Source organism: Ramlibacter sp., from assembly GCF_036676645.1.
GTDB lineage: Bacteria > Pseudomonadota > Gammaproteobacteria > Burkholderiales > Burkholderiaceae_C > Ramlibacter.
The window spans coordinates 25,976-37,602 of record NZ_JAKFCM010000016.1; the positions used below are offsets into that span (position 1 = coordinate 25,976).

Consider the following 11,627-nt stretch of genomic DNA (forward strand, 5'->3'; position numbering starts at 1 on the left):
TGTGCAGCACTCCGCCACACCCCCCGATCCGCGCCGCGAGCCGCGCGCGTTCCTCGAACACCTGTACCGCGCAGCCGTGCACCGCGCGCTCCCGCTGCACAACACGGCGCCGTTCCTGCCGCCTCCCCCCAAGGGCCGCACGCTGGTGCTGGGCGCCGGCAAGGCTGGCGGTGCGATGGCGCAGGCGGTGGAAGCCCTGTGGCCTGCCGGCGCGCCCTTGTCCGGCCTGGTGGTCACGCGCTATGGCCACGTACCGCCCAGGCCGCCCGGGCTGGCCGGGCGCATCGAGGTGGTGGAGGCGGCGCATCCGGTGCCCGACGCCGCCGGGCTGGCCGCGGCCCGACGCATCCTCTCGCTGGCACATGGCCTCACGCCCGACGACCTGGTGCTGTGCCTGATCTCCGGCGGCGGCTCGGCCCTGCTGACCTTGCCGGCCGAGGGCCTGGAACTGGCGGACAAGCAGCGCATCAACCGCGACCTGCTGGCCAGCGGCGCCAACATCGCCGAGATGAACTGCGTGCGCAAGCACCTCTCGCGCATCAAGGGCGGGCGGCTGGCCGCCGCCTGCGCCCCGGCGCGCGTGGTCACGCTGGCGATCAGCGACGTGCCGGGCGACGATCCTTCCACCATCGCCAGCGGCCCCACCGTGCCGGACGCGACCTCGTGTGCGGACGCGGTCGCGATCCTGCAGCGCTACGCCATCGACGTGCCCGGCGCGATCATGAGCCTGCTGGAGCAGGGCGCGATGGAAACGCCCAAGCCGGACGATGCCGTGTTCGCCGGGCACGCGGTCCACCTGATCGCCACGCCGCAGCAGTCGCTGGAAGCGGCCGCGGCCGCCGCCCGCGCGGCGGGGCTGGCGGCGCACGTCCTCAGCGACGAGATCGAGGGCGAGTCGCGCGAAGTGGGCAAGGTGCACGCGGCGCTGGCGCGCGCGGTGGCTCGCCATGGGCAGCCGTTCGCCCGGCCGTGCGTGATCCTCTCGGGCGGCGAAACGACGGTGACGGTGCGCCGGCCGCCGGCCGGTTCGGCACCCGGCCGGGGTGGCCGGGCCGGCGAGTTCTGCCTGGGCCTGGCGCAGGCGCTGCAGGGCCAGCCGGGCGTGTGGGCGCTGGCCGCCGACACCGACGGCATCGACGGCATGGAAGACAACGCCGGAGCGTTCGTGGGGCCCGACACGCTGGCGCGGGCAGCGGCAGCCGGCATGAAGGTCGACGCGCACCTGCAGCGCAACGACGCCTACGGTTATTTTGGTGCGCTCGGCGACCTCGTCGTCACCGGGCCGACGCACACCAACGTCAACGATTTCCGGGCGCTGCTGGTGCTCTGAACGCCAGCAGCCCTAGCGTGCCCGCCGGGCCGCGCTGGCCCGCGCCAGCTCGGGCGGCAGCCGCTTGAGCATCCAGCGGATCGCCAGCGGCACCAGCACCAGGTCGTCGACCACGCCGATGAACGGGATCGCGTCGGGCAGCAGGTCGACCGGCGACAGCAGGTAGAGCGCGACCAGCGCCGTGCCGAGCTTGAGCCAGCCCGGCGCGGCCGGGTGCCGCAGCGCGAACCAGAGCTGGCGCGCATCGCCGCGCACCAGGGTCCACAGCAAGGTGAGGCGTTTGAACATCGGGGGCTCCGGTTGCACGCGCCATGTGGCGCATGGCGCAACAGGTGGCGGCGGTTGGGCCGGGCGCAAGGGGCTGGAACGCGGGGTTACACGGCCGCCGGCCCGCAGGCTTGCTGCTGGGCCGAACGGCACGTGCCGGCACGCATCCAAGCGCGAATGCACAGGCGCGCCGCGCTCTTTCTCCTGCCGTCGATCGGATCGATCGCCCGGGCAGGCCCGTCGGCCGGCGGGCCGCCGCGGATGGAGTGGGGCGCAGCGGTCGACCTGGCGCGCGGCAAGGGCGTGCGCGGCCCCTGGCGGCAGAACGAGTCGCGCTACGACTTCGTCGACGACCCGGCCGTGGCGATGGCTCCGGACGGCACTGCGCTGGTCGCATGGGTGGACCAGGCGCGCAAGGCGGTGCGGGTGCAGCGGCGCGGCGCCGGCGGCGGCACTGCGTCCGATCCGGTGGAGTTGGCGGGCGAGCCGGACGCCTTCTCCTGGCTGCCGCGATTGGCGATCGCGCCGGACGACCCCGGATCGGTCTGCGCACTCTGGCAGGAGATCGTCTTTTCCGGCGGCTCGCACGGCGGCGAGATGATGCTGGCACGGTCCGGCGACGGTGGCCGCAGCTTCGCGGCGCCGCTCAACCTGTCCTCCTCGCGAGGCGGCGACGGCAAGGGCCGCGTCACCCCGGAGATCTGGCACAACGGCAGCTACGACCTGCTGGCGGCACCGCAGGGCCGCGTGCACGCGGCCTGGACCGAGTACGGGGGTTCCTTGTGGCTGGCGCACTCGACCGATGGCGGGCGATCGTTCGGGTCGCCGCGGCGGGTGGCGGGCGGGCCGGGCGAGCAGCCGGCCCGGGCGCCGGCACTGGCGCTTGCGGACGACGGAGCGCTGTTGCTGGCCTGGACGCACGGTGACGACCCCGGCGCCGACATCCAGGTGGCGCGCGCCGGCGACGGAGCGGCTTTCGCCGCGCCCATCCGGATCGGGCCCAGCCCCGCCTACTCCGATGCACCCCGGCTGGCGGTGGATGGACAGGGCGTGGTCCACCTCGTATGGGGGGAAAGCGAGGGCGCGCCGTTCCAGACCCAGCGCATCCTGTATGCCCGTTCGGGCGACGGCGGCCGCAGCTTCGAGGCGCCGCGCACGCTCACCGCCACGCTGCCGCCGCCTTCCGTCAGCGCCGGCTACCCGTCGCTCGGCGTGGATGCGCGCGGCAGGGTGTACGTGCTGGCCGAACTGCAGCACGACCCGCGGCAGCCTCCGCGCGGGCTGGGCCTTTGCGTGTCGGCCGATGGCGGCGGGCAGTTCCAGCCGATGGCGCTGGTGCCGCACAGCGCCGATCCGCAGGGCGGCTTCAACGGCAGCTCGCAAGGGCTGCTGGTCCCCAAGCTGGCGGTGAATGCGAAGGGCGATATCGCCGTGGTCAACAGCGCCTTGCGCCCGGGGTCGCACAGCCGGGTGTGGCTGGTGCGCGGGCGGCTGCGCTAGTGGCTACCCGCACAGGCGGCGAATGCTCTCCGGCGCCGGCAGCGCGTGGATGCTGCCGTCCTCGCGCCGGCCGGCGAAGATGCGCACTTCCTCGCACTCCATCAGAAGCTCTTCCCCGCGCAGCACCCGGTAGCACTGCACGAAGCTCTTGCGGCGCCACTCGCCGATGCGGGTGTGGATCTGCAGCGTGTCGCCGTAGGTGGCGGTCTTGATGAAGCGCGCGTGCGTGTCCACCAGCGGGGTGCCGATCACGCCCAGGCTCTGCTCGGTCTCGGCCCAGGGCGGCACGCCGCAGGCGACGAAGAAGTGGCGCGAGGCGGCATCGATCCAGCGGAAGAAGTTGGGGAACCAGACGATGCGGGCCGGGTCGCAGTCGCCGAATTCGACGTGCTGCGTGTAGACGATCTCCTTGCTCATGCCGCCATTGTCGGTCGGCGCGGCGTTCAGCCCGCGGGCCGCTTGCGCACGAAGCGGATCGGCTGCGGCTTGATCTCGCGCGGCGGCGCGCCGTGTCGCACCAGGGCCGCATCCAGCGCCTTGCCGGCATCGTCGGCCAGGGCCGCCTCGCGCGCCTCGGCGACGGCGCGGGCGGCGGCCGGTGCATCGGGCAGCACCGCCAGGTGCTCCAGAACGTGCAGCAGGGCCTGCTTGCCGCGCTCGTTGGTGGCGCCGTACCCCTTGATCAGGCGTCCGCACAGGGCCATCTCGTGACCCAGCGTCCAATCGCGCCGCGCACCCCGCAGCACGCCGTCCAGCCAGCGGCCGATCATCCCCTGCTCGAACGCGAAGCGGCTGCCGCGCCGGCGCAGGCCCTTGAGGCCGGCCAGCGTGCGCAGCGCCAGCATGCCCAGCACCGTGTGCGTGCCCACCTTGAGCGGCAGCGCCCAGGGTTCGCGGCCGGCGGCGGCGCGGCGGCGGTCCCAGGCCACCAGCCGCTGTGCCCATGCCGGCGGCAGCAGGGCGGCGAACTCCGGCACGCCCGGTTTGAAGTGGTCGTAGACCTTGAGCACGTCGCCTTCGGCGGCCTTGACCTCGCCTTGCACGCGCCGGGCGCGGCTGGCGCGGCTCTTGAGGTCGGCCACCCGCACGATGTCGTCGAAGGCCATCCAGAGTGCGAGCCAGCGCGCCATCTCGCGCGAGGTGGCGAAACCGTGCGCGCCCGGCGGATCGGCTTCGCGCTCGGCGGCGACCACCTGGCGCAATCGCTCCAGGTAGAGCCCGGCATAGCCGCGATCCTGGTACTCGAGCAGGCGCGCGAAGCCAAGCCCCGCCATTTCCCGCACCGGTTCGGGAAGCTCCTGGATCCCCGCCTCCGCGGGAGTCGCGGGAGCTGCCCGGCGGGGGTCCGATGCGTCCGCCCCCATGACTTGCGCGAGGAAGTCCGCCTGCTGCCGGCCCTGGCCGACGAGGTCGAACGCCTTGTCGAAGCCGCGCAGGCTGGCCAGCGCGGTCGCACCGGCCTTGTCCCGGGCCACGCCGCCGCACACGGCTTCCTCGTAGAAGCGCCGCTCGAACGGGAACAGCCCGCTGCCCGCGATGGCGCCCAGCAGCACCGCGCTGACGACGGTGCCGCATTCCCGGGCCACCGCGTTCATGTCGAACACCTGGTGACTGTGGCTGAAGGCCTTCACCAGCTGGAGCAGGTCGGCGGGATCGGCGCGACCGTCACCCAGTTGCATGCGCTCCTGCACGGTCAGCAGCCGCGAGGTCGAGGTGATGACCCGCGTGCGTTCCGGCGAGGCCATGCCGGCGCCGACCTGGCGCGCGGTTTCCAGCAGTTCCGAGGACACCAGCGCGTCCAGCGCTCCCGGCACCGGACTGAGGCTGAACACCGGCTCGCGGCCGCCCAGCTGCGGGAGGGGCAGCGGGAACACCTCGATGTAGTAGGTCGTCGCCCCGGTGCGCTGCGCGACGCCGGGGATGGAGGTGGCCTGGGCCGGATAGCCGGCGCGCCGCGCCGTGTCGACCAGCCATTCGGTCAGCACGCCGCCGCCTTCGCCGCCGAGCGCGCAGACGAGGAGGGTGATCGGGGAAGCGTTCATCGCATCAGGCCGGTTGCAGGGCGCGCACGACCGCGCTGCGAAGGGAGTGGACCAGCCGCTCGTGCCACTTCGGGTTCTGCACCACCTCGGCCCGGTAGAAGCTGGGGCACAGGGTGGCGGCATGGGCGTTGGCGCCGCACAGGCCGCAGCCCACGCAGCCGTCGATCACGGTGGCGACCGGGTCGACCTTGAGCGGATCGGGGTTGTCCTTGAGCGTCAGCGTCGGGCAACCCGACAGGCGGATGCAGGCGTGGTCGCCGTTGCACACGTCCTCGTCCACCCCGTACTTCACCCGCACCACCCGCTTCCCCTTCTTCAGCAGGCCGGCGATCCAGGGCTTGATGCGGCGCTGGCGCTCCAGCTGGCACTCGCCCTCGGCCACGATCACCTTCAGGCCGTCGAAGTCGGTGCCGAAGGCCTCGAGGATGGTGCGCCGCATCGCCTCGACCTCGTAGGTGTGAACCGTGCGCATCCACTTCACGCCCAGCCCCTGCAGCGTGGACTCGATGGTGCGGTTGGTGTGCACCAGGCTCTGGGCCTTGTCGCTGCTGGCGAACTTCGCGTCTTCCTGCGGCGTGGAGATGATCTCCTGCGTGCCGGTGGCGGAGGTGTAGCCGTTCTTGAAGATCAGCAGCACCGCGTCGTCGCCGTTGAACAGGGCGCTCTGCACGCCGGTGAGCAGGCCGTTGTGCCAGAAACCGCCGTCGCCCATGATGGCCAGCGTGCGTTTCTGCATCATGGGCGACACACCGGCGCGCGACGCGAGCGACATGCCATAGCCCAGGATCGAGTGGCCCGTGGAGAAGGGCTCGAAGGTGCCGAAGGCGTGGCAGCCGATGTCGGCCGCCACGTGCACCGGCCCCATCTGCTGCTGCGCCAGCTTGAGCGCGGAAAAGACCGGCCGCTCGGGGCAACCGATGCAGAAGCTCGGCGGCCGCGCGGGCAGGGGCTTGGCGAGCATCGCGGCGGCCTGGCTGCGGCGGCCCTGGTTGGCCGCCAGCCAGTCGCTGGCGGCGGGCGGCGCCCCGGTGAACGCCAGCAGGCCCTGCACCAGCACCTCCACCCCGAGCTCACCGCCCATGGGCAGCAGGTCCTTGCCGTGCAGCCGGGTCTGGATGTCGCGCCGGCGCAGGTGGGTGGCGATCTCCTGCTCGATGTATTCGGGCTGGCCTTCCTCCACCACCAGCACCGCCTGCTTGCCGGCACAGAACTCGGCGACCTGCTCCGGCACCAGTGGATAGGTGACGTTGAGCACCAGCAGCGGGATCTCGCTGTGGCCGAAGGCATCGGCCAGCCCCAGCTGCTGCAGCGAGCGCACCAGCGCGTTGTACAGGCCGCCCTGCACGACGATGCCGATGTCCTGGCGCTTGCCGGGCATCATCTCGTTCAGCCCGTTCTCGACGATGTAGCGCCGCGCCGCCGGGATGCGCTCTTCCGACTTGAGCTTCTCGTGCCGGAAGGTCACCGGCGGATGCGCCAGCCGCATGTAGTCGAAGGCAGCCGGGTTCTCCATCAGCTGCCGGGTGGACACCGGCGGCGGCCGGTTGTCGGCGGCGACGAAGCTGCCGCGCACGTGGCAGGCGCGGATGCGCAGCTCCAGGATGGCCGGCATGTTCGACGCTTCCGACAGGCGAAAGCCGTGCTCGACCATCTTGACCATCTGCGGCAGGTGCGGGCGCGGATCCAGCAGGCACATCGTGGACTTGAGCGCATAGGCGTGGGTGCGCTCCTGGATCACGGAGGCACCCTCGCCGTAGTCCTCGCCCACCACGATCAGCGCGCCGCCCGCCACGCCGGGCGAGGACAGGTTGGACAGCGCGTCCGACGCGACGTTGGTGCCGACGATGGACTTCCAGGTCACCGCGCCGCGCAGCGGGTAGTGGATGGACGCGCCCAGCATCGCCGCGGCCGAGGCCTCGTTGGAGCAGGCCTCCACGTGCACGCCCAGCTCGTCCAGGTAGGGCCGGGCCTGCACCATCACGTCGAGCAGGTGCGACACCGGCGCGCCCTGGTAGCCGCCGATGTAGGCCACGCCGGACTGCAGCAGCGCCTTGGTGATGGCGAGGATGCCTTCGCCGTGGAACACCTCGCCGCGCCCCAGGCGCAGTAGTTCGATTTCCTTGCTGAACGAAACTTCCAAGGGCTTGGGCCTCCGCGGTGAAACGCCAGTGTCGGCGCTGCAGTGACATCGATCAATACAATGAGCCGACTAAGCGACATAAGCAGGATGCATCTCAAGGACGTCGACCTGAATCTGCTGCGCCTGTTCGACGCCGTCTACCGCGCCCGCAGCGTCAGCCGCGCGGCCGAGCGGCTGGGCCTGACCCAGCCCGCAGCCAGCCAGGGCCTGACCCGCCTGCGCACACTGATCCGCGACCCGCTCTTCATGCGCGCGCCCGGGGGCGTCAAGCCCACACCCAAGTCCGACCGGCTGGCGCCCCTGGTGGCGGCCGCGCTCACGATGCTGGAAGGCGCCCTGGGCGAGTCGGTGGAATTCGACCCCGCCACCTCGCAGCGCACCTTCCGCCTGCACCTGAGCGACATCGGCGAGGGCCGCTTCCTGCCGCATCTGATGGTGGCGCTGCGCGAGCGCGCCCCCGGCGTGCGGCTGGCCAGCCAGCCGCTGCCGCCCGACGAGATCGCCGACGCGCTGGACAGCGGCCGCATCGACTTCGCCATCGGCATCCTGCCCCAGGTGCGCGACGCCCAGCGGATGGAGCTGTTCCGCGACCGCTACGTCGTGCTGCTGCGCGAGGGCCACCCCTTCACCCGCAAGCGCCGCACCGGCGCCGCGCTGCTGCAGGCCCTGCGCGAGCTGGAGTTCGTCAACGTGCGCACCCATGCCGACACCCTGCGCATCCTGCAGCGGCTGCGGGTGGAGGACCGGCTGCGGCTGACGGCCGAACATTTCATGGCGCTACCTTCCATCGTGCGCGCCACCGACCTGGCGGTGCTGATTCCGATGGACACGGCGCGCGGCTTCGCCAAGGCCGGTGGCTTCGCGATCGTGGAGCCGCCGGTGACCGGGCGCGACTTCACCGTGTCGCTGTACTGGAGCCGGAGGTTCGAGGGGGATACGGGGAATGGGTGGTTGCGCGACCTGATTCGTGAACTGTTCTCCGGCGCGTAGTTCTTCTTGGGGAGGCGGTGTCCCCAAGTGAGGCGTTCCCCGCCCATTGGCTCTTGTAAGCGACGGTGACTGCCCCGTAGAGTTTCGTCCTCGCGAGTGGATGGGACACGCACCCGGCGTGGACAGGGGAGGCACATGCAAGCGAGAGAGCTGGTCTGGGCCATGGGCTCCTGCTGCGCGCTCCATGGCAGGCCCTTCGACGCGCCGTTGCTGCTGCAGCAGCACGCCCCGCCGTACGCCGCCGGGACGCTGGTCAACGCGGCACGCAGCCTGGGTTTCCGCGCGGTCCTGGTGGATCTGCCGCCAGACCAACTGGCGAAGCTGTCCGGCACAGTCTTCCTGCTGCTGCTCGCGGCCCAGGGCGAGCCGACGCTCGGCCTGCTGGTCAAGTGCGATGGCGCGGCTATCCACTGGATTCCAGCCGGCAGCAATGAGCCAACCACGCAAGCGCTGCACGAATTCGCGAGCCGTTACGCGAACCAGGCCTTGCTTGTGCAGCTGCAGCCCGAAGCCATCGAGGACCCCGACCGGCGGCAAGCGCCCAACAGGTTCGGCTTCGGCTGGTTCGCCCCGGAGTTGCTGAAGCACCGCAAGGTCTGGCGCGACGTGCTTGGGGCCAGCCTGGTCCTGCAACTGCTCGCGTTGGGTCTGCCGCTGTTCACCCAAGTGATCATCGACAAGGTGGTCGTGCACCAGACCCAGAGCACCCTCATCGCCATCGCGATCGGCATGGCGATCTTCATGGCTGCAACGGCGATCCTGACCTGGGTGCGCCAGTACCTGGTGCTGCACACCGGCAATCGGGTCGATGCCGTGCTTGCGGCCGCTGTGTTCGAGCATCTTTTCAAGCTGCCGACCCGGTACTTCCAGCATCGCCCGACCGGCGTCGTGGCGGCGCGGCTGCAGGGCGTGGAAACCATCCGCGAGTTCGTCAGTTCCGCGGCCGTGACCCTGATCCTCGACATACCGTTCCTGGTGATCGCGGTCGGTGTGATGCTGTACTACTCGGTGCCGCTGACCTTGATCGCGCTGGCGATCCTGGCTGTGATCGGCGCGCTTTCCGCGCTGGTGGCGCCGGTGTTCCAGAGGCGCCTGAACGAGCAGTTCCTCCTGGGCGCGCGAAACCAGGCCTTCCTGACCGAGTACATCGCAGGCTTCGAGACCGTCAAGAGTCTGCAGTTCGAGCCGCAGCTGGGGGCCCGATATGCGGGGTACCTTGCCGCATTCCTGCACTCGGGCTTTCGCACCCGGCAGATTGCGAACACCTACAACGTGATCGCATCCACGCTGGAGCAGCTGATGACGCTGCTGATCCTGGTCATGGGCGCATGGATCGTGATGCACCCACCCGCAGGCGGAAATGGCGTGTTCACCATCGGCATGCTGGTCGCGTTCCAGATGTTCGCCGGCAAGCTCAGCCAGCCCATGATGCGGCTGGTAGGGCTGTGGCAGCAATTCCAGCAGGCCAGGCTGGCCGTCGAGCGCCTGGGCGACCTGATGAATGCACCGGCGGAGCCGTACAGTCTGGTTCCTTCCCGTCAGCGCAAGGGCGACGGCCGCATCGAAATCGAAGGCTTGTCATTCCGGTACGCCGACGACCGCCCTTGGCTGTTCCAGGACCTTACCCTCACCATCGAGCCGGGGCAGGTCGTTGCGCTGATGGGGCCCAGCGGCAGCGGCAAGAGCACATTGGCCAAGCTGCTGCAAGGCTTCTACTGGCCGGGTACCGGGCAGATCCGCGTCGACGGAATCGACGCGAGGCAACTGAGCGCCAACGAATTGCGCGCCAATTTCGGCGTAGTGCCGCAAGAGACGGTGCTCTTTTCAGGGACCGTCTACGACAACCTGCTGATGGCCAATGCGCACGCCAGCTTCGAGCAGATGGTACAGGCCTGCAAGCTGGCGGAGATCCACGCCGTGATCGAGTCACTGCCACAAGGCTACCAGACGGCGATCGGCGAGCGCGGCGCCGGCCTGTCTGGTGGGCAGAAGCAGAGGCTCGCCATCGCCAGGGCGCTGCTCAAGCAGCCGAAAGTGCTGATCTTCGATGAAGCCACCAGCGCGCTGGATCCTGAAACGGCGGAGCACTTCGCCAGGACCATCAACAGCCTGAAGGGGAAGGTGACGATGCTGTTCATCACGCACGCGCTGCCTCGGAACCTGCGCGTCGATCAAGCCATTTACATCAACAAGGCGGGGGGAAGGCGTTTGCACTCGATTGCTCCTGAGAGCATCGATGCCTCGAATCCAGCCGTGTATGCGTCAGCTTGACGAGACGAGCATGCCGTCCGACTGAGCCATGAGCATCCGCTGCGCCGATACAGAAGACGTTCCCGCCTCGGCCTCATCAGCTCCGGTGCTTCGACTACAGAAGAGGTGTCGCCGGGTCGCCCTCGGCTTTGGAGAAGGGTTCCGGTCGCTTCATCAGCTTCGTTGCCGAGGGCGACAGCAAACGATTGACGCCTGTTCGTGATGCGAGTTGCCGATCTGTTGACCGCAAGCTCGTGCGCCTCGTCGGACCGGAGAAGCGGATGGGCGTATGGGCGCGGTTGCTGATGGCTTTTGAGCAGTGGACGGTGCATCGCAAGATGGTGAATATTGCGTTTGAAATTAACGGCGGAAGCGCCACGGGGCAGGATCGAATTTCAAAAAGCCGGAGTTAACTTCATGAGAATAATTTACCGAGATCAATTGAAATTGGGAGGGGCGCTAAAAAACGTTTTCCAATTCAGAAATTCGGTAGGTGAACACAAGCTCGGCGGCTTGAGTTGCGTGCTTGTTCTCGCACTCTTCTCGATTGGGTGCTCAGTACAGCCAGAGCGCACAGTGATCGGGGGTCCGGTGCCGCGGATAGCGCTGCCTGAGGAATATCCCGCAAAGAATGATTCACGTGAAGAACTCATGCGAAGGCTTCTTCGCTTGGCAGAGAGCAGCCATCCGCAGTTGAAAGATGTGGAGAGGGATTTCGGAGTTCGTTTCATTGATGGCTGGGCGCAGGGGCGCCCTCCACTTGGCAGTAAAAGATCAAGGTCGTCCGGAGACAAAGAATTGCGGACCCTACTTCTGTCCTTTGAAAACGCTCAGACTCAACTTGAAATTCGGCAGCTTCGCCAGCCTTCGGTGAATATTTGCATCGATGCCAACGCGATTGCCCGCGCTTTCCTGACAAGCGACTGGCGGGTTCGGCCCCGAATCAGGGGGGGGCATAGTGATGGTGCGGAGCAGACATTTGCGAAGAAGATTGGGGGGCATTTCCGCGAGGTCACTCTCGCACCTGTGCGATCAGGGTTCGCGAGCGAAGGTGTCGGCGACTGCCTCGTCCTAGCTCACTTTTTCTTCACGCAGTAAGGGCAGGAAT

10 protein-coding genes are annotated in these 11,627 nt (G+C 69.1%); 6 read left to right on the forward strand and 4 right to left on the reverse strand.

All coding sequences use genetic code 11. The features are described from left to right. Position 1: 1 nt before the first annotated feature. Complete coding sequence (locus V6M57_RS02365; protein WP_332813371.1) at positions 2 to 1,330, forward strand: glycerate kinase type-2 family protein; 1,329 nt, start codon at positions 2 to 4, stop codon at positions 1,328 to 1,330. Between the two features lie 12 nt (positions 1,331 to 1,342). Here the strand turns inward: V6M57_RS02365 and V6M57_RS02370 are convergent, their stop codons facing one another. Next, on the reverse strand, positions 1,343 to 1,618 hold the full coding sequence (locus V6M57_RS02370; RefSeq protein ID WP_332813372.1) for a YkvA family protein: 276 nt from the start codon (positions 1,616 to 1,618) through the stop codon (positions 1,343 to 1,345). 156 nt (positions 1,619 to 1,774) lie between these two features. Between V6M57_RS02370 and V6M57_RS02375 the strand changes: the two genes are divergently transcribed. Then, entirely contained in the window at positions 1,775 to 3,097 is a 1,323-nt protein-coding gene (locus V6M57_RS02375) for a sialidase family protein (protein ID WP_332813373.1), read from the forward strand. Between the two features lie 3 nt (positions 3,098 to 3,100). Here V6M57_RS02375 and V6M57_RS02380 read toward each other — a convergent pair whose 3' ends face one another. From V6M57_RS02380 to V6M57_RS02390, 3 genes are read right to left on the reverse strand one after another with little or no spacing between them, the layout of a single operon-like run. Next, entirely contained in the window at positions 3,101 to 3,514 is a 414-nt protein-coding gene (locus V6M57_RS02380) for an acyl-CoA thioesterase (RefSeq protein ID WP_332813374.1), read from the reverse strand. A gap of 26 nt (positions 3,515 to 3,540) precedes the next feature. Continuing rightward, the gene (locus tag V6M57_RS02385) at positions 3,541 to 5,139 is read right to left on the reverse strand and encodes an indolepyruvate oxidoreductase subunit beta family protein (protein ID WP_332813375.1); all 1,599 of its coding nucleotides are present in this window, start codon (positions 5,137 to 5,139) and stop codon (positions 3,541 to 3,543) included. Positions 5,140 to 5,143: 4 nt separating this feature from the next. Continuing rightward, entirely contained in the window at positions 5,144 to 7,279 is a 2,136-nt protein-coding gene (locus V6M57_RS02390) for an indolepyruvate ferredoxin oxidoreductase subunit alpha (protein ID WP_332813376.1), read from the reverse strand. A gap of 87 nt (positions 7,280 to 7,366) precedes the next feature. Between V6M57_RS02390 and V6M57_RS02395 the strand changes: the two genes are divergently transcribed. The 4 genes from V6M57_RS02395 to V6M57_RS02410 all read left to right on the forward strand — a co-directional run bounded on the left by V6M57_RS02395 (position 7,367) and on the right by V6M57_RS02410 (position 11,617). Beyond that, positions 7,367 to 8,269, forward strand: coding sequence for a LysR family transcriptional regulator (locus V6M57_RS02395; protein ID WP_332813377.1), 903 nt, complete (start codon positions 7,367 to 7,369; stop codon positions 8,267 to 8,269). 135 nt (positions 8,270 to 8,404) lie between these two features. Then, positions 8,405 to 10,540, forward strand: a complete 2,136-nt coding sequence (locus V6M57_RS02400) for a peptidase domain-containing ABC transporter (RefSeq protein ID WP_332813378.1) — start codon at positions 8,405 to 8,407, stop codon at positions 10,538 to 10,540. Between the two features lie 128 nt (positions 10,541 to 10,668). Continuing rightward, a complete protein-coding gene (locus V6M57_RS02405; RefSeq protein WP_332813379.1) occupies positions 10,669 to 10,932 on the forward strand; it encodes a hypothetical protein in 264 nt (87 codons plus the stop codon). 4 nt (positions 10,933 to 10,936) lie between these two features. Continuing rightward, complete coding sequence (locus V6M57_RS02410; RefSeq protein ID WP_332813380.1) at positions 10,937 to 11,617, forward strand: hypothetical protein; 681 nt, start codon at positions 10,937 to 10,939, stop codon at positions 11,615 to 11,617. Positions 11,618 to 11,627: the final 10 nt, after the last annotated feature.

Bases quoted from the DNA above. Each gene is read 5' to 3' on its own strand.
- V6M57_RS02410 (WP_332813380.1), top strand. From the start codon at position 10,937: ATGAGAATAATTTACCGAGATCAATTGAAATTGGGAGGGGCGCTAAAA.
- V6M57_RS02380 (WP_332813374.1), bottom strand. From the start codon at position 3,514: ATGAGCAAGGAGATCGTCTACACGCAGCACGTCGAATTCGGCGACTGC.
- V6M57_RS02375 (WP_332813373.1), top strand. From the start codon at position 1,775: ATGCACAGGCGCGCCGCGCTCTTTCTCCTGCCGTCGATCGGATCGATC.
- V6M57_RS02385 (WP_332813375.1), bottom strand. From the start codon at position 5,139: ATGAACGCTTCCCCGATCACCCTCCTCGTCTGCGCGCTCGGCGGCGAA.
- V6M57_RS02395 (WP_332813377.1), top strand. From the start codon at position 7,367: ATGCATCTCAAGGACGTCGACCTGAATCTGCTGCGCCTGTTCGACGCC.
- V6M57_RS02400 (WP_332813378.1), top strand. From the start codon at position 8,405: ATGCAAGCGAGAGAGCTGGTCTGGGCCATGGGCTCCTGCTGCGCGCTC.
- V6M57_RS02370 (WP_332813372.1), bottom strand. From the start codon at position 1,618: ATGTTCAAACGCCTCACCTTGCTGTGGACCCTGGTGCGCGGCGATGCG.